13 protein-coding genes are annotated in these 17,750 nt (G+C 69.8%); 9 read left to right on the top strand and 4 right to left on the bottom strand.

Translation table 11 applies throughout. From position 1 onward, the window contains the following. Positions 1-148 precede the first annotated feature (148 nt). From CMC5_RS49065 to CMC5_RS00315, 4 genes are all read left to right on the top strand, one after another. Positions 149-628: a hypothetical protein gene (locus tag CMC5_RS49065; protein ID WP_082362118.1), complete on the top strand. Its 480-nt coding sequence runs from the start codon at positions 149-151 to the stop codon at positions 626-628. Positions 629-687: 59 nt separating this feature from the next. Continuing rightward, positions 688-1,134 (top strand): hypothetical protein, encoded by a 447-nt coding sequence (locus CMC5_RS00325; protein WP_156337983.1) that lies wholly within the window; start codon positions 688-690, stop codon positions 1,132-1,134. A gap of 393 nt (positions 1,135-1,527) precedes the next feature. Then, complete coding sequence (locus CMC5_RS00320) at positions 1,528-2,310, top strand: lysophospholipid acyltransferase family protein (RefSeq protein ID WP_050428540.1); 783 nt, start codon at positions 1,528-1,530, stop codon at positions 2,308-2,310. Between the two features lie 238 nt (positions 2,311-2,548). Further along, positions 2,549-3,409 (top strand): SH3 domain-containing protein, encoded by an 861-nt coding sequence (locus CMC5_RS00315; RefSeq protein ID WP_050428539.1) that lies wholly within the window; start codon positions 2,549-2,551, stop codon positions 3,407-3,409. A gap of 4 nt (positions 3,410-3,413) precedes the next feature. Here CMC5_RS00315 and CMC5_RS00310 read toward each other — a convergent pair whose 3' ends face one another. After that, positions 3,414-4,505, bottom strand: a complete 1,092-nt coding sequence (locus tag CMC5_RS00310; RefSeq protein ID WP_050428538.1) for an NHL repeat-containing protein — start codon at positions 4,503-4,505, stop codon at positions 3,414-3,416. Positions 4,506-4,587: 82 nt separating this feature from the next. Beyond that, positions 4,588-5,433, bottom strand: coding sequence for an aldo/keto reductase (locus CMC5_RS00305; RefSeq protein ID WP_050435609.1), 846 nt, complete (start codon positions 5,431-5,433; stop codon positions 4,588-4,590). A gap of 1,262 nt (positions 5,434-6,695) precedes the next feature. On the opposite strand from CMC5_RS00305, the gene CMC5_RS43820 reads away from it, so the two are divergent. After that, a complete protein-coding gene (locus tag CMC5_RS43820; RefSeq protein ID WP_156337981.1) occupies positions 6,696-9,584 on the top strand; it encodes a DUF2228 domain-containing protein in 2,889 nt (962 codons plus the stop codon). Positions 9,585-9,662: 78 nt separating this feature from the next. Here CMC5_RS43820 and CMC5_RS00290 read toward each other — a convergent pair whose 3' ends face one another. After that, positions 9,663-11,225, bottom strand: a complete 1,563-nt coding sequence (locus CMC5_RS00290) for a phytoene desaturase family protein (protein ID WP_050428535.1) — start codon at positions 11,223-11,225, stop codon at positions 9,663-9,665. Positions 11,226-11,490: 265 nt separating this feature from the next. On the opposite strand from CMC5_RS00290, the gene CMC5_RS00285 reads away from it, so the two are divergent. From CMC5_RS00285 to CMC5_RS00270, 4 genes are read left to right on the top strand one after another with little or no spacing between them, the layout of a single operon-like run. Further along, entirely contained in the window at positions 11,491-13,104 is a 1,614-nt protein-coding gene (locus CMC5_RS00285) for a L,D-transpeptidase family protein (RefSeq protein ID WP_050428534.1), read from the top strand. 9 nt (positions 13,105-13,113) lie between these two features. Beyond that, positions 13,114-14,517, top strand: a complete 1,404-nt coding sequence (locus CMC5_RS00280) for an HTTM domain-containing protein (protein WP_050428533.1) — start codon at positions 13,114-13,116, stop codon at positions 14,515-14,517. Between the two features lie 58 nt (positions 14,518-14,575). Beyond that, entirely contained in the window at positions 14,576-15,907 is a 1,332-nt protein-coding gene (locus tag CMC5_RS00275; protein WP_050428532.1) for a pyridoxal phosphate-dependent aminotransferase, read from the top strand. Between the two features lie 35 nt (positions 15,908-15,942). Further along, positions 15,943-16,503: a PH domain-containing protein gene (locus CMC5_RS00270; RefSeq protein WP_050428531.1), complete on the top strand. Its 561-nt coding sequence runs from the start codon at positions 15,943-15,945 to the stop codon at positions 16,501-16,503. 394 nt (positions 16,504-16,897) lie between these two features. On the opposite strand, the gene CMC5_RS00265 is transcribed toward CMC5_RS00270, so the two are convergent. Further along, on the bottom strand, positions 16,898-17,680 hold the full coding sequence (locus tag CMC5_RS00265; RefSeq protein WP_050428530.1) for a hypothetical protein: 783 nt from the start codon (positions 17,678-17,680) through the stop codon (positions 16,898-16,900). Between the last annotated feature and the right edge of the window lie 70 nt (positions 17,681-17,750).

The following is a 17,750-nucleotide window of genomic DNA, read 5'->3' as shown; positions in this document are numbered from 1 at the left end:
CGTTCAGCTTGCAGCCGACGCTCTGGGCGGCGCGCTCGAGCGCTGCGCGCAGTGCAGGGAGAGGGGCGCGCGTGGCGACCATGGCGGCGAGATAGCCGAGGTTGTCGAGCCGTAGGCGCGCTGGTCCCTCGTCACGTCGATCGGGCTCGTGGCCGGCGCCGGTGCCGTGGAGGGCTTCGCGGAGCGAGCGCAGGATCTCGCTTTCGAGCAGGGGCTCTTCCGCGAACGTGTCTTCCACGTGCTCGGACGAAAAGATCGTGCGCGCGAGCGAGGCCAGGAGGGCGCTGACGTGCTCGTCCACGGCGGTGTCGTCGACCCAGGTGGTGGCCTCGATCTCTGCGCCCTGGAATGGGTCGAGCTTGGCGGTCAAGGCGTCGAGGTCGTCGACCAGGCGGTCCTCGAGCTCGCGCGCCAGCGCGGCCGTGCCGCCGCGGACGACGGCGATGTGACCTCGCGCCCGCAAGGCTTCGACGATGTTCGTGGAGAGCCGGTGACGGAGGCTGCGCTCGTTCACGATGAAGAGCTTAGACGCTTTTTTCGGCTCGGCGGAACCTGTGGAAAGCGGTGCAGGGAGCGCACGCTCGCACCCGGATGCATCGCGCCCTGGTCGGGTCGGCGGACGCGATGAAGGACTCCTGGGTTGACACCCCAGGCGCGGCCCGGGATACTCCGACCCCGGCCGTGCCCATGAGCAGGACAAACCCTTCCAGCGGGTCTCAGCGGCAGGGGGGGCTCAACGCCACCCTGAAGTTCGAGGCTCCGGACATCCTGGTGACGGCCTTGATCGGCGATCTCGACGCCGCCGACACGGCTCGAATCGCCGCCGAAGCGCGCCGTATCGCCGCGGCTCGATCCTGGGCGCTCTTGCTGTGCGACATCAGCCGTATCGGGACGCTCACCTCCGAGGCGAGGCGTACCGCGGTCGATGGTTTCCGCGCCGTGCCCATCCGTGGCATCGCCTTCTACGGAGGCAGCCGGAACAGCCGCTCTCAGTCCACGCTGATGGCGAACGCGATGAGCTTGCTGAGCAGCCGCCGTGACGAGAGCCCGATCCGGTTCTTCATGACCGAAGCCGAGGCCCGGACCTGGCTGGGGCAGCGCCGCGACGAGCTGAAGCGCGTTCAGCGCCGTTGAGCTGAAGCGCGTTCAGCGCCGTTGAGCTGAAGCGCGTCCGGCGCCGTTGAGCTGAAGCGCGTTCAGCGCCGCGCTGGGACGATTCGAAACGCGTTCGGCGTTGCGTCGACGCGCTGAAGTGCCCGACATCGAGGCCTCCCGCCGCGCACGCTGCGGTGCAGAACGGGTGCGCCACCCTCGCGCGGAGCCGAGCAACGCACGCGCACTGCACCTCCTGATCGGGTCGTGAGCGGCTCCGCAGCAGGCCAGGGACCTGTCATAAGTCCGTCAGCACGCCGTACGACTTCGCGGATTACGCGCTGGATCTCGCAGCAACGCGCCGCGGCGGCGCGACGTGTCATGGAAACACTCCTTGGCCTGCGCTGGCTGCCTCGGTTAGGTGATGGTCTCCCCATGAAAGCCCGGCTCATCTCGCTGTGGAACTGGACCGAGATCATCGTCCTCGTGGTGCTCTCGACGGTGCTGGTCTTCCTGGTGTACGTGCTCACCGTGCCGTTCGATCGCGAGCGGCGGATCGTGGGCCGGTTCTTCCGGATCTGCGGGACGACGCTGGTCCACTTCAACCCGATGTGGAGCGTGCGGATCCACGGCTACCGCAGGCCGCCGAAGAGCGGGCCCTACATCGTGGTCGCCAACCACCAGTCGATCGCCGACATCCCGGCATTGAGCTTCTTGCCCTGGGAGATGAAGTGGCTCTCCAAGGAGGCGAACTTCAAGGTGCCGGGGCTCGGGTGGATGATGCGCATGGCAGGCGACATCCCGCTGCGGCGTGGTGAGCGCGAGAGCGCGCAGTCGGCGATGGCGCAGTGCCGCTCGTACCTCGAGCGAGGCATGTCCGTGATGATCTTCCCGGAGGGGACGCGGAGCAGCGACGGCGAGCTGAAGCCGTTCAAGGACGGGGCGTTCCGGCTGGCGCTGGAGACGGGCTTTCCCATCCTGCCCATCGCCGTCGCCGGGTCCCGCCACGCGATTCCGAAGAGCAGCTGGATCTTCAGCACCAAGTGCCAGGTGCGGATCGAGGTCCTGCCGCCGGTCGACGTGAAGGGCATGTCGATGGCCGATCTCCCGGAGCTGCGCGACAACATCCGCCGCGACATCGACATGGCGTTCGGGCGGATGGGCAAGTCGACGCCGCTCTTGCAAAGCTCACCCGAGGGCGTGCCCGCCGAAGCCTGAGCCGCGCGTCGGTGTCTGCGCCGCACGTGTTTTCCCGTGGGAAGTGCGGGATCCATGGGTGGTCCATCCCTCCATCACGTCGAGCCCGAGGTGCGTCTCCGTCGCCGTAGCGGGCGTTTTTTTGTGACCAGGAGGCGTCGCTGACCGCCCCAGCGGTCTCTGTTGCATGGCGTGGTGCCTGCTTCCGGCTCGCCTGGTTGCCGCTGGTGACCGCGTCTGCCGCCCTGGAGGCCCGCTCATGGTTGCGAGTTCGATCCGTGCCGTCGTCGTCCGCGTTGCAAGCGTCGCCGTGTTCGGGGCCTTCGCCTCGATGGTCGCCTGCGTCGCGTCGGACGAGTTCCCCGACTCCGAGGCGCTGCGTGGCGCCGACGAGCCGGTCGAGAGCAGCAGCCACGCCGTCAGCGGCACCTTGGTCGTGGGGTCGACGCTCCGGTCGACGACGAACGTGAACCTGCGCTCGGGGGCCACGACCAGCGCGTCGGTGCTGCGCGTGGTGCCCACGGGGGCGACGGTGACGGTCGTGCAGGGCGCGCCCTCGAACGGGTTCTACCAGGTGAACCACGACGGTCTCGTGGGCTGGACCTCCGGGGCCTACTACGATCTCGTCACGGTCCCCTCGAGCCCGGTGATCGAGGCCGGCATGAGCAAGGCGCAGTCGGCGATGGGCTTCGGGTACTGGTGGGGACACGGCAGGTTCCTCCCCGAGGGGCCGAACGCGTCGAACAAGGGGCAATGCTCCGGCTCGTGCCCGAGCTGCACGTACGTCGGCAGCTACGGAGGAGATTGCTCCGGCTTCGTGGCGAAGGTGTGGACGGTGCCCAGCTCGAACACGAACCTCGCCACCGATTCGCACCCGTACAGCACGGCGGATTTCCACGGGAGCAACAGCCAGTGGGGCGACATCACGCGCGGCGCGGTGAAGCGGGGCGACGCGATGGTCTACCGGAGCGGCGGCGCTGGCCACATCTTCATCTACAGCTCCGGCGATGCCTGGGGCACCATGTACACGTACGAGTGCAAGGGCTGCGCGGCCGGCTGCGTGTACGGGTCCCGTACCGCGGACTCGTCGTACAAGGCGATCCGGCGCACGGGTTGGTGACTGCTCACGGACAGTCGTACCGCTGGTAGCTCGTGCCGGCCTCGGTCCGGAGGGCGTGGAGCACGCCGCCCTCGTCGAGCACGGCGAGGTCGCGGAACGTCTCTTCGGGCAAGGTGTTGACGGGCATCACCGCGCCGCCGAGGGTCTGTCCATTCGCGGGGTCGAGGCAGGTGAGGAGCAGCGTCTCGTCCCCGCTTCCGGAAGGGCGGGTTTGCACCGCGAAGTAGATGACGCCGGCGCGATCGCTGTCGAGGAGCCGGATGGAGCCGAGCACGGCGTCGAAGCGCAGCTCGCGTGTGAAGCGATTTGCCATGCGGGCGCGATCGATGGCAGCGACGTACGCCCTGCCCGCGTCGGCCTGGATGATGCCGGCATTGAGGTACAGGGCGCCGTCACGGCTCGGGCGCCCGGGGATCTCGGTCCGGGGGCTCGCGGGCGTTCCCCGGGTGTCGCCGAGCTTCACGAGGGGGCCGTGTTCGCGCTCGGCGTACACGTCGTCGCCATCGACGAAGACGCCGGTGACGTGGCCCGCCTCGTCGATGCCCTCACCGAGGAGGGGCAGCGCGCCGCGCGGCTTGCCCGCCTCGTCGAAGAGGACCACGGCCTTCTCGTGAATGCGCTCGAGCACGGCGACCGAGCCGTCGGGGGCCACGGTGACGTCCTGGGCCGTGCGGAGGTCGATCGGGAGAGATGTCTCGGGCTTGCCGTCGACGCCGTAGCGCACGAGGCGGTGGTTGATCTGGTCGAGGACGAGGAGCCGCCCCTTGCCGTCGGCAGCGAGGCTCATGGGCGCCTCGGGGTTGCCCTCGTCGGGTCGCTCACGTCCGAGCTGACCGAGGGCTGCGCCCCAGGAGGCGGTGACGACGAGCTCGGGGCCTGCGGAGGAGGGGGGGCTCGTCGCGCGGCTGCTGCCCTGGACCGCATGGGGCGCCGAGCGCGCGGGCGAGCCGCCTCCCGAGGGCGCCGGGCGGGGGTCGCCGGAGGAGGAGGCGCCAGGCTGCGGCGGCGCCGAGGCGGTCTGCCATGGTTTGCCGAGCAGCACCGCGATTCCCAGGGCGAGCGCGGCCACCCCTCCCACCCCCCAGCGTCGGTCCATGGTGTCGGTGTACCCGAAGCCTCTGCGTGGCTCAATCGAGCGGGAGGCGCTCGAGCGGGAAGGCCGTGGCGCGTCGGAGCCTTCAGATCATGGGGAGTGATGCGGGGCGCATGCCCAGAGGGAAGGCGACCTCGAGGTGCCGGATGTCGTCGTCCGAGAGCATCACCGCGGCCGCGCGCGCGTTGTCCTCGACGTGCGCTGGCTGGCTGGCTTTGGGGATGGTGAATACATCGGGGTGGCGGCCGAGGAACGCCAGTGCGACCTGGCGTGGGGTGGCGCCGTGGGCCGCAGCGATGGTGCCGAGCTGCTTGCCGGCGCGGCTGTCGGGGCTCGGGAACCCGCCGGAGCCGAAGGGGCTGTAGGCGACGACCGGGATCTGGTGGGCGCTGCACCAGGGGAGCAGGGCGTGCTCGATGGCCCGCTCCTCGAGGTGATAAAGCACCTGATTGCACGCGATGCGCTCTTCCCCGGCAATGCGCAGCGCGCGCTCGAGGTCGTCGACGTCGAAGTTGCTGAGGCCCCAGTAGCGGATCTTGCCGTCCTGAACGAGGCGCTCGAAGGCGTCGAGGGTCTCCTCGAGCGGGATCGCCCCCGGCCAGTGGAGCAGGTAGAGGTCGAGCCGATCGGTGCCGAGTCGCTTGAGACTCTGCTCGCAGGCCCGGAGGGTGCCCTGGAGCGACGCGTTGTGCGGGAGCACCTTGGAGGCGAGGAAGACTTCGTCACGCCTGCCGGCAATGGCCTCTCCGACCAGGCGCTCGGCGGCACCGGAGCCGTACATTTCCGCGGTGTCGATGTGGGTCATGCCGAGGTCGAGCCCGCGCTGGATGGAGCGGATGGTCGCGGCGCGATCGTCTTTTTCCATCTGCCAGGTGCCCTGGCCGATGATCGCGACGGGCCTTCCAGTCCAGCCAAAGGGGAGAGTTCGCATTCGTGCGATGTAGGGCCGGGCCTTCCCGATGAGAAGTGGGAGCGGCCGCACCGGGCAGGAGTGTTGCACTGCAGTGTGGGTGGCTGCGGCACCGTCCCGTGGGATCACGGTGAGGGAGCGCAGGCGCTGCGGGGCGTCGATGCCACCAGGGGCGAAGGCGCTGTCGCAATGGCGTTCGTTGCTTCGACGAGGATCCTGCGAGGGAGGAACGGTGGATCGGAATGCGTGCGGACGGCGGCCCGAGGCGAGGCAGAGCGGGGGGGCAACGGTGGGCATCGGGCCGGGATGGCGCCTCCAGAGGGCGGTCGGCGCGGCCCGGGCGCCGGGCGCTGGGGTCGGTCCTCGGGGGCACATCATTACCTTGTCGGATACTTTTCGCAGCCCCGCCGCGACGTTGGGGCGTTCGATCCTGGCTGCTCGGCGCGGCCCGTTTCAAAACGCCGTGTCGATCGAGGGCGAGCGGGGGCGAGGCGCGGTCGATCGCGAGCTGGTTCGGCGCCGAGGCGGGTCGAGGCACCGTGGCGAGATTCACAAGCGATGACGCGGCGTGGTGCGACATGGTCGCAACCTCGAATATCTCTGCTATCGATCGTCGCAGCATCCTCGAAAGGTCCCTCGGAACGGGCTATCGTGGGCGCGCTGCACAGGGATCGACCCAGGCGGATACCTCGCGGCATCACGTCATCCAGGGAGAAGTCAGCCCTCTGGGTGCGTGAGCGAGCGAGTGAAGCGCGAGCGGTGCATGGGAAGAGTCAGGTGCGTGTAGTAGGTACGCTCGCGGCCGTGAGGGGTATCGGATGGTCGACAAGGCGGTGGGGATGAAGACAGGAACGAAGGCAACCGCGAAGGACGCAGGCATGAGGTCAACCGCGAAGGATGCAGGCACGGAGACGCCTGTGAGCACGACGAACAAAAAGACCAGAGCGACGGGCGCGGGCGGCAGGAGCCAGGCAGCCGTCAAGACCGAGACGAAACCGCCCGCCAGCACGAATCCTGTGTCGAAGAAGGCCGCCAGCCCCGAGGCAGGGGGGCCTCGAGGCGGGAAGGCGAGCAGGTCACCCGCAGCCAAGGCGTCGGGGGCCGAGGCAAAGACCCGCGGCGGTTCCGCGAGCAAGGCCGCAGGCCACGGAGCCGCTCCTCACGCACCGGCTGCGGAGAGTGCGGCTGGGCGCAAACGAGCCGCACCCTCGCGAGCGGTGGCGCCATCCGAGAAGGGGGGCCGTGCAGCAAAAGGTAAGGCAGCGTCGGGCCAGGGGTCTGGCGTGAGCGGCAAAGCAGTGGTGAATGGCAAGGTGATCGTGAACAGCAAAGAAGCACCGGGGGGCGAGGCTGCTGGGAGCAATGCGGGGGCGTCGAGCCGTAAGGCGGCCGCCGCTGCCAGATCCGCTCCGAGCAAGTCGGCGGCGTCGAACGATAAAGCCGCGTCGAGCCGCAAGGCCGCGTCGGCCAGCAAAGCGTCGGGCAAGGCGGCGCCCGCAGGCAAGGCGGCAGATAAAGTCGCGCCGGCAGGGAAGGCGGCGCCGGGAGGTAGCGCTGCGGTAGGTAAAGCGGCGCCGGCAGGTAAAGCAGCGGCAGGTAAAGCAGCACCTGTGAGCGGGGCGGCTGCGACAGACAAAGCCGCGTCAGCAGGTAAAGCGGCGCCGGCAGGCAAAGCCGCGTCAGCAGGTAAGGCGACTCCGGCAAGCAAAGCCACGCCGGCAGGCAAGGCGACTCCGGCAAGCAAAGCCACGCCGGCAGGCAAGGCGGCTCCGGCAAGCAAAGCCACGCCGGCAGGCAAGGCGGCTCCGGCAAGCAAAGCCACGCCGGCAGGCAAGGCGGCTCCGGCAGGCAAGGCCGCTGCGGCAGGTAAAGTGGCGGTAAAGGTGGCGTCGGCGGGCAAGGCGACTCCGGTAGGCAAGGCATCGCCCGCAAGCAAGGCGGTACCTGCAACGAAGGCCGCGCCGGCAAGTAAAGCAACGCCGGCAGGTAAAGCAACGCCGGCAGGTAAAGCAACGCCGGCAGGTAAAGCAGCGGCAGCAGGTAAAGCAGCGGCGGCAGGTAAAGCAACGCCGGCAGGTAAAGCAGCGGCGGCAGGTAAAGCAGCGCCGGCAGGTAAGGGCGCTTCGGCTGGCAAGGCGGTGCCCGCGACGAAAGTAGCGCCGGCAAGGAAAGCAACACCGGCAAGCAAGGCAGCTTCGGCGGACAAGACAGCTCCGGCAAGCAAAGCCGCGCCGGTGAAGGCCGCGGCGGCAGGCAAGGCCGCTTCGGCTGGCAAGGCGAGGGCGGAAGGCAAGACCGAGGGGGCAGGCAAAGCAACGCCGAATGCCCAGACGCCTCCGAGCAGCAAAGCCGCACCGGCAGGCAAAGCCGCACCGGCAGGTAAAGCCGCACCGGCAGGCAAAGCCGCACCGGCAGGCAAAGCCGCACCGGCAGGTAAAGCCGCACCGGCAGGTAAAGCTGCGGGGGCAGGCAAAACAACACAGAATGCCCGGACGCCTTCGAGCAGCAAGGCCGCATCGGCGAGCAAGGCTGCGCCGACGGGTAAGACGGCACCGAAGGGCAAAACGGGCGCGACTGGCCCGAACGACGCGGTCGCTCCGAAGGGCAAGGGGACTCCGGCCGAGAAAGCAGGGGCAGGCCGCAAAGGGGCCGCTGCTGCGAAGGAGACCGTACGAGCCCGACCGAACGTGAGCGCTCCTGGCCCGGTGAGCGGCAAGGCGGCGCCGAGCCGTCGAGGATCGAAGGCCAACGTCCAGGCCCAGGGCGAAAGCGTGGCGCCGGCGGTCACCGAGACCTCGAGCGGCCGCAAAGCCGGGAGTCGCAAGGAAACGCCGAGCCAGCGGGGAGCGGCGACCAGCCGTCGCGCGGCGAGCAGCCGGGTCGCGGCGAGCAGCCCGGTGGCGACCAGCCCCGTGGCGAGCCGGGCGACGCGCAGTCGGGCGGGGGCCAAGCCGTCCGTCGAGCGGGCGCCGGAGAAGGCTCCGACGACCCCGGTTCGAGCGACACCGGTCCGCGCGCCGGCCGCCAGGAAGGCTGCTCCGGCAAAGGCGCCCGCCCAGAAGGTGGCACCCAGCGCCCGGGGAGGTCGGCAGGACTTCGAAGGGCCGCTCGCGTGGCGCTCGAACCGGCCCGCGCGGCCGGTGGCGGAGACGCTGACGGCGCTCGAAAACGCCAGGTCCATCGAGGAGGCGATCGCGGTCGCGCAGCTCGCGTTGCCGAAGGCCGACTTGCCGCGGGCCTCGGCGTGGCGGCAGCAGGTCCTGGATCGGGCTCGGGAGCGCTTCTATGTGGTGGAGGCGCACCTGAAGGAGAGCTTCGGGCTCTCACTCCCTCGTCACGTGGCGGTCGCGGCGGCGTTCTTCCAGGCATGCGACGAGCACGAGCAGAAGGGCCTCGTGCGGCTCGGGCGCCGGCCGGGGCTCGTGCTGCGATGGTTCGAGGAAGGGGGGCTGGCGCGACCCATCCGGTCCGGGCTCGACGAGCGGTTGCAGGATCGTTATCGGCGCGATCCGGCCGAGTTCGTGACCTTGATGATCGGGAACATCGACGGACTCCATTACGGGCTCTGGTTCGACGAGCCCTCTTCTCTGCCCACGACCATCGCCAGGACGTACGCGTTCGGGTCGGGCGAGGTGATCGGGGGGGAGTTCCAGACGCTGCTGCCCGCGCTTCGCCTCGATGTGCAGGAGGGGCTGCGGGCGGGGTGGGAGATCGGTCCTGCCGAGTTCCTCGATCGCGCGCGGAAATACCTGCCGCTGACGGAGGCCATCGACTGGTTCCTGCCGCACGAGGAGGCCGCGGTCGCGGAAGACAAGCTGCCGTCGTTCGTGAAGCGGCCAGACATCAACGGGGGCCTGGGGCCACTGTTGCCGCGCACGGCAGGGGACGGGGCGACGCACCCGAAGGAGTGTGAGTCGCGCTGGGCGGCGCTGCAGGCAGGCAAGACGGAGGCGTACATCAGCGAGGCGCGGCGGGGGCTGGTCTCCGGGAAGTCGGCATTCGCGCTGGTGCTGGGGAGGGAGCTCTTGTTCCTCGGCGACGACGCGACCCGCTCGGCGACGCTGCAGCTCCTGACCGACGCCTACGAGCGGATGGGGCGGAAGGCGCTCGCGGCCATCACGCGCGTGGTGCATGCGCACCGCGACGCGGAGGTGCTCGACGTCTACGAGTGAGGGGACGTCGGGCGCTTCGAGCGGCGCGCTGGCCACGGGACCTCGCAGGGACCGTGGCCAGAGCGAGGGGGCCCGAGGTCACGCCGCCTGACGGAGCCGCCGAGGAGGCGTCGGGTCGCGGGTTTCGTCCGTGCTCGGGAGCCACTCTTCCGGGCGGTCGGCTGGATACACACGCAAAGTGCCCGTGGGGGCGCCGAGGCAATCCTCGGGTCGTTCGAGGCCGAGCGCGCGCTGCGCTGCCACGAGGCCAGCCCGGATCGCACCTGCGAGGCCATGACTGAAGGCGCCCGTGCGGTACGTGGAGAGGCGTTCGACAGGCGGGGGTCCCGGGAAGGGGACGCCTTCGAGGAGGGCTTCGGTGGCGCTCTGGAGCGCCGAGCGGACGGTGACGCGCGCGTCTGGAAGGGAGAGAGGGGCGCCGATCTCCACCTGCGGCAGGCGGGCCGCTCGGTGAACGCCAGGGAGGAGCCGCTCGGCCGTGGCGAGCATGCGCGCGCCGAGGTCGTGGCCCCAGCGGGTCACGAGCGTCGCCGGGAGGCGGGTGACCAGCTCCACGGCGTGGAGCCCGTCACGTCGGTGGGCTGGATCCTTCAGGGTCGTGACCGAGACGAAAAGGTGCTGGATGTCGGCGCGATCGAGGTCGTGCGTCGTCCCGCCGGAGAGGGCAGCGTCCCGGTCGCGGTACCACCAGACATTGCCGGAATCGAAGCCCATCGAGCGCAGGTCGAGATCGACCGTGCACGTGACGCGCACCGGGCGCAGGGCATGCCGACGGGGCGCGGGGTCTCGAGCGGGGGCGGCGGGTGGGGTGCGACCGAGCTGGCGCACCAGCGCGGCGTCACAGACCACGCGTCGCGCATGAATGCGCTCTCCGAGGTTGGTCTCGACACCCACCGCGCGGTTCCTGTCGAGGAGGAGGCGCGTGACGCGGGTCTGCGCGCGCACCTCTCCGCCACGCCGGCGGATGATGCGGATGAGGGCCTGCGCGATGCGGGCAGCGCCGCCACGTGGGTAATACCTGCCCTGCGCGTGGTGGGCCGCCATCGCGGCGTGGAGCGCGAGCGGCGCGCCCGCAGGGGCCCGCGCGCTGAGGGCGGCGCGGAGCAAGGGATCGCGGACGCAGCGCTCGAGGAGCGCGCCGAGGGGGAGGAGGCCCCAGCGGAGCAGGGTCGGGGCCATCCACGGCGCCTTGAGCAGCTCGGGCCCGCGCAGCGAGGCGCAGCGTTCACGCTCCTCGTGGATGCGGCCGAGAAGTTCGAAGTAGCGGGTGAGGCCGGCGCGCTCGCCCGGGAAGCGTGCGGCGAGGCGCTCCTGCCAGCGGGTGAGCCCCCTGGGGTGGTCGAAGCGCTCCTCGCCGATGAGGAGGCGATCGAAGCCGTCGGGGTTGAGCTCACAGAAGCTCAGCTCGGGGCCGACCCCGAGGCCCTCGAAGATGCGCCGGAGGCCTCCGCCCTCGTGCAGATCGCCGACGATGTGGGCTGCCGGGTCTGCGCTTCGGTCGTTCATGGTGAAGGCTCTCGCCGTGCACCAGGGGACATCGCGCTCTTCGAGGACGAGGACGCGATGGCCGGCGCGTGCGAGGGCGGCGCCCGCGGTCAGTCCCTCCGGTCCAGAGCCGATGACGACAGAATCCCAGCTCATGTCACTCTCCTCACGCCTCTCCGAGACAGGGTTCCCTGGACGACCTCCTGCTGCCTTGGTGTGACACGGAGGCGCACGAGCCGATCCGCAAGGCAACCTCGATGCCGGACACTGCGGGCGAACCGTGCCCGCCCGGTCCTGCTCTGCTGGCGCCGTCGCTTTCTTGGCCGGCGTGCAGGGTCCGCGTTACGCGGCGCAGATGCCTGCTGGTCGTGGTCGCGGCCTCCGAGCGTTTGCTCGCCGGCGCTCAGCCTCGAGTGCCGTGATGATCGTCGCCTTCGTGGGCTGCGCAGGGGCTTCTCCAGATCGCTCCGCTGGCGCGGGCCCGGTCTCTCCGGGGCCAGGCGCCACCGGCATGGAGGCCGCGCGGGAGGCCCAGGTGCTCCCGCAAGGGTCGACCCCCGTGGCGCCGGCGAACTCCGATGGGACGAGCGCTGCCGAGGTGGCGCTGCAGGTCTCGCCAGAAGCCCCACTTTCGGAGAAGGCGGTCGCGGACGATGGACGACCGCGCTTGGCCGCGATCGATCACTTCGCTTACATCTACCGGAAGCCAGCGCGGGAGGGCCTGGCGCTCGGCTACATCCGCCTGGGGACGAGCGTCCCGCTGCTGTCCGATCAGCCCGTGCAAGGGGCAGGCTGTCCGCGCGGGTTCTACCGTGTGGCGCCGAGGGGGTATGCGTGCCTGGATTACAGGACCACCCTGGACCTTCAGGATCCGACGTATGTGGCGCTGAGCCGGAGGGCCCCGGATCCCGACGCGGTGTGGCCCTACCAGTATGCTTTCTCGAATGGCGCGCCGATGTACAGCAGGCTCCCCACCTTGGAGGAGCAGGAGAAGGCAGAGCAGCGCTTCGGTCCTCCCGGGTCGTTCGTCCAGCTCGCAGAGTGGTCGCGGGGGCACGAGGAGCTGCTCACCACCGCGCCCATCGCGGCGTCCCACCCGGCGCCCGAGGACGTGTTCGATGGGCACCGGCGCAAGGTGGGCAGCGGGCTCCGCAACCCGAAGACGCTGGTATGGCGGGTGATCCCGAACGGCTCGATGCTGGCCTACGCGGAAGCCTTCGAGGCGCTGGGGCGGGTGTGGCTGCTGACGCCGGATCTGATGGTCGTGCCAGCGGACCGGGTGCGGGCCGTGAAGCGCTCGCAGTTCAAGGGGGTGACGCTGGGGCAGGGACTGGAGCTGCCGCTTGCCTGGAACCGCACCCACGACCCGAAGCCGAAGTACCGGAGGTCCGAGGAGGGCGTGGTGCGCGAGGCGGGGGGGGTCTCGGCAAAGTCGCCGGTGGCGATCCTCGAGCCGCGGGTGACGATCGGGAAGCGCGCGTTCTTCGAGCTGCGCGACGAGCCCGGGGTGCTGGTGGACGAGGCCGACGTGACGGTGAGCCGCACGCGCCCGGAGCTGCCCCGCGGGGTGAGCCCAGGGAGCAAGTGGATCGAGGTGAAGATCCTGCCCGGCACGCTCACGGCCTACGAGGGAAACCGGCCGGTGTACGCGACGCTGTTCTCGCCTGGCAAAGGGGGCGTGCCCGTCCCGGGGCACGACCACACGCGCTACGCGACGACGGCGACCGGCTTCTTCCCCGTGGAGTGGAAGGAGCGGGCGGCGACCATGTCGAACGAGAAGTACGGGGAGCCGAAGGTCCTCTGGTTCACCGACGTGCCGGCCATCCAGTACCTCAAGGCGCCGCTCGCTTTGCATGTGGCCTACTGGCACGAGGACTTCGGCAACCCGAAGAGCGCCGAGTGCGTGAACGTCTCGGCCCTCGATGGTCACTGGCTGTTCGGATGGACGGACCCGGCCTTGCCGGAGGGCTGGGGTGCCATGCGGCCCGGCGGCGGAAACGGTCCATCGACACCCGTGATCGTCAGCGCGATGTGAGCCGTCGTCGTGGCTGAGGGGGCGAGGCTCCGCGAGGCGCTGTGTGCGCGCTTCGCGCTCGACCCGCGCGCGCTGAGGGCGCTGCGGGTGGGGCTCGGGGGGCTCGTGCTCGCCGATCTGATGAGCCGGGCCGCGGATCTGGCGAGCTTTTACACCGATCAGGGGTTGCTCCCGCGCGCGGCGCTGATCGAGCCGGACGCCACGCTGCCGCCGATGTCGCTCCACCTCGTCGCAGGCTCGGTGGGCGTCGTCGTGGTGCTGTTCGTCCTCGCCGCCCTGGCCGCCCTGGCGCTCGCGTGGGGCGTGTTTCCGCGGGTGTCGGCGCTCCTCTCGTGGATCTTCGCGGTCTCGATCCAGCACCGGAACCCGGCGCTGCTCTCGGGAGGAGACCAGCTGCTGGCGCTGCTGCTGCTCTGGTGCGCGTTCGCGCCACTTGATGGACGAGGTGCATCGCAGGTCCATGTGCGCGGTGTGCGCGCCCCGCTCCTCGTGTCGGTTGGGACCGCAGCGATCGTGGCCCAGGTGTGCGCGGTGCACCTGTTCGCGGGGCTCATCAAGCTGCGGGAGAGCCCGGCGTGGCGGGGCGGTCACGCCGTCGGGCTCGCGCTCCAGGATGTCTCGGTGTCGCCCTGGGTGGCGTCCTGGCTGGGCCACGAGTTGCTCCTTGCGGGGGTGACCTGGGGGGTGCTGGCGCTGGAGATCGGGGCTCCGCTGGCGCTTCTGGCGTTGCCGGCCGGGGCAGCGAGGGCACGCACCGGCGTCGTCCTCGCCCTGCTCGCCCTGCACGTGGGCATCGCGCTGTGTCTCCAGGTCGGCATCTTTCCTTTCGTCTCGATCGTGGCGCTGCTCGCGCTCGTTCCGTCGTGGGGCTGGGATCGGCTGCGAGTGTCGCTGCCGTCACCGGGCGTCGAGGTGTCTCCGCCGGTGCGATGGCGAGAGGGGCTCGGCGCTGCGCTCGCGGCGCTGTCGCTCGGGTCCAACGTGAGCAGCGTGTGGCCAGCGGCGCGGCCTCCGGCGTCCGTCGCCACGCCGCTGGCATGGGCTGTGCTGGCGCAGGAGTGGTCGATGTACGTGGACCTCCGGGAGCCGAGCGGCTGGTTCCGGGTGGACGGTCTCCACGCGAGCGGAGAGGTGACGCCGCTCCTTCTGGAAGGTGCTCCGCAGGGCGGCGGCGTGCGGCGCCATCGCAACCTGCGATGGCACGGCTACATGGGCGCGATGGCGCGCCGCGCCTCCTTGAGGCAGTGGATGGCGCGGCAGGCCTGTCGCGCGCAGCCGTTTCGCCGTGTCGAGATCCACTTCGAGTGCCATCACTTCTGTGATGAGCGCGCGGATGTACCGCCCCCGCCACCCCGGGAAGTGATCTGGTGTCGAGGGAATCCTTCCGTGGACTCGGAGGAGCGGGACCCGTGAACCTGGCATGGTCTTTCGACGGGCTCGTGGCAGCGCGCTGGTCCATAGATCGGGCAGCATGAGCACCAGGGTCGTGACGCCGGAGTTCGGAACGCTCGACGCCACCGACGTGGGCCTCTCGGGGCTCGCGCGGGGCGTGATTGGCTCGGAGATCCTGCGCATCGCGGCGGAGATCCGCGCGCTGAAGGCCCGTGGGGTGGAGGTGTGCAACCTGACGGTCGGTGATTTCGATCCAGCCCACTTCCCGATCCCCACCGAGCTTCTGGAGGGGACGAAGCGCGCGCTCGCCGACGGGCACACGAACTATCCCCCCTCGGATGGCGTGCTGCCGCTGCGCGAGGCGCTGGTTCGCCATTACGAGCAGGAGCTGGGGCTTCGTTATCCGCTCGATGCCGTGCTCGTGGCGGGTGGAGCGCGGCCGCTGCTCTACGCGACGTACAGGGCGCTGCTCGACCCGGGCGATGTGGCCGTCTATCCGGTGCCGTCCTGGAACAACAACCACTACGCCTACCTGGCCGGGGCAACGCCGCTGCCGCTCCCCGTGCAAGCGAGCACCAACTTCTTTCCGACGGCAGCGTCGCTCCAGCCTCATCTGGCGACGGCGAGGACGGTGCTCCTGAACTCGCCGCTCAATCCCACGGGTACGGTCATCGATCCAGGGGAGCTGGGCCGCATCGCGGCGCTGATCGTCGAGGAGAACCGGCGCCGAGCGCAGGTCGGGGCGCGCCCCGTCTTTCTGATCTTCGACCAGGTGTACTGGTCGCTCACGTTCGGTGATGCCGCGCATGCGACGCCGGTCTCGCTCGTGCCCGAGGTCGCTCCGTACACGATCTTGCTCGACGCGATCTCCAAGTCGCTGTGCGCGACGGGGATGCGGGTCGGCTGGGGGTTCATGCCGCCCGCGTTGCGGCGGCGCATGGCCGACATCCTCGGGCACGTCGGGGCGTGGGCACCCAAGGCGGAGCAGATGGCCACGGCGGCGCTCCTGGGTCGCCCTGACGCGGTTCGTGCGTTTCAGGTGCCGATGAAGGCGCGCGTGCGGGAGCGGCTCGATGCGCTGTTCGACGGGTTCATGGCGATGAAGCGAGACGGCGCGCCCGTCGATGCGATCGCGCCTCAAGGCGCCATCTATCTGTCCGTTCGGTTCGACCTCGTGGGGGCGACGGTGGGCGAGCGGAGGCCGCGGAGCAACGAGGAGATCCGGCAGCTCTTGCTGGAAGGGGCAGGGCTGGCGGTGGTGCCCTTCCAGGCCTTCGGGTCGACGGAGGACACGGGGTGGTTCAGGCTTTCGGTCGGAGCCGTGTCGCTGGAGGAGATCGCGGCGATGATGCCACGGCTCCGCGTGCTGCTCGCCACAGCGAGCAGGGCGGGCGATGGCCGGGTCGGCTGAGGTGCCGTCGTCCTGCCGGTGCTAGGCTTCCGCGCGTGAAGCCGTGTCCTTTCTGTGCCGAGTCGATCCAGGACGCAGCGATCAAGTGCCGCTTCTGCGGGAGCATGCTGGATGGCTCCCAGCCCTTGCCGACGGCAAACGCCCTGGCGGTGGTGGGGGGGTCGAGTGCGCTGGCCACACCGGGCGCGCCACGCGTGGTGTACGAGGGGACGCCGAGCTGGAAAGCCTGGTTCTGGTCCTACGTCGCAGCCTCCATCCTGTCGCTGGTGGTCGTGGGGTTGATCTGGCTCGCCGTGCTTCACTGGAAGCGGAAGAGCATTCGCTACAAGATCACCGAGCGGACCATCGACTACGAGGCGGGGCTCCTGTCACGTCGTGTGGAGACGCTCCAGCTCTGGCGGGTTCAGGACCTGGATCTGCGGCAGTCGCTGATGGAGCGGATCCTGGGCGTGGCCGAGATCCGGGTGTTCACGAAAGACACGAGCGATCCGGAGCTGGTGCTGCGTGGATTGCCTGCGTCCAGGGAGATCTTCGAGTCCCTGAAGGAGGCTGCCGAGCTTTCGAGGCAGCAACGGGTGGTGGGTCTGGTGGAGTGAGCCGCCTCCAGGGGGGAGGGTTGCAGGTCTTCCGACGTGTCGTTCAGATGTGAACTCGGACTTGCGGACTGGCCCGGTAAGTACCTGAAAGCTCTTCAAAAAAGGCTGGCACAAGGGCTGCAATCTGTTCGGCCAGCGCCGCCGCGGAGACCTTGATCCCCCCCCCGAGGCCCGTGAGGCGCGTTTACTCGCACGCTGCAAAGCCCTCGATCCCCCCCCGAGGCTTGCAGCGTGCTTTTTTTTGTCTGCGCGCAGGTGGGAAGGCCTCGGGCGCGCCTCGACCGGGCGCCGAGGCTTCGTTCCGGTCAGCGCTCGTGCCGCGAGGCGCAGCCGTCGGTGCACCGTTCGGGGAGCGACAGCGGCGCGGCCTCGTTGCACCGCACCGAGAGGGACCTCACCCCGCGCGGCCTGCGGAGCGGGGGGCTTCCTTCGAGGTGCTCTTGGTCGGGGGCTTCGCGCTTTTCGTGCCGTCCTCGTCGTCGTCCGGCGCGTCTTCGCGCTCGTCGCCAGCTTCGTCCTCTTCGTCGTAAAAGAGAGAGGGGCCGTCTTCGTCACCATGCTCGGCGAAGATGGCGTCAGCGGCCGTGAGCAGGGCGTAGAGACGATCGGCGTCGACCGGTCCGTGGATGGCGAGCGCCATCGTCCGATCGGTGGTCACGAGCCAGGCGTAAGGGAGTTCGCGGAGGGCGTCGCGTACACGTCGGTTCAGCCACCTGGTGATGCGTTTGGTTTCCTTGCCGTCGATCTGGAACAGCTCGTTGAAGCCAGGATCCTTCTTGAGCTTGATGCCGATGTTCGCGACGCGGTGCCCGTCGATGATGGCGAGCGGCGCCACGCGCATGCTGGGCGCAGGCTCGGCCAGCCGGGTGATCACGGCCTGGTACTCGCTGCTGTTGTGCAGGTCGGGGCCCATGACGGCGACGTAGGCGAGCTTCTCGTGGAGTTCGAAGCGAGCGAGCTGGATGCCGCCTCCGAGCTCTTCGAGGGGGCGTACGAACTCGGCCGGGATGTGCTGTCGAGGGATGGGACCATCGACCTCGCCCGGGGTGGTGGGGCGCATGAGTTCGCGCCAGCGGGTGAGTTCGCGCTCCCTCCGACGCTCGAAGCGGCCTGGAAGAAGCGTGATCAGATAGATGGCGACCACCAGGATGGGGCCGACGTACCAGAGCCAGGGCATGGGGCCGCGAGGCTAGCAGAAGTCGGCGCCGGGGGAGGGACCGCTGAGTGAAGCAGCAGGGGTACACCTG

Source organism: Chondromyces crocatus (assembly GCF_001189295.1).
GTDB lineage: Bacteria > Myxococcota_A > Polyangia > Polyangiales > Polyangiaceae > Chondromyces > Chondromyces crocatus.
Note: the sequence above shows the minus strand (reverse complement) of the source record. Positions and strands in the feature narration are given on the sequence as shown.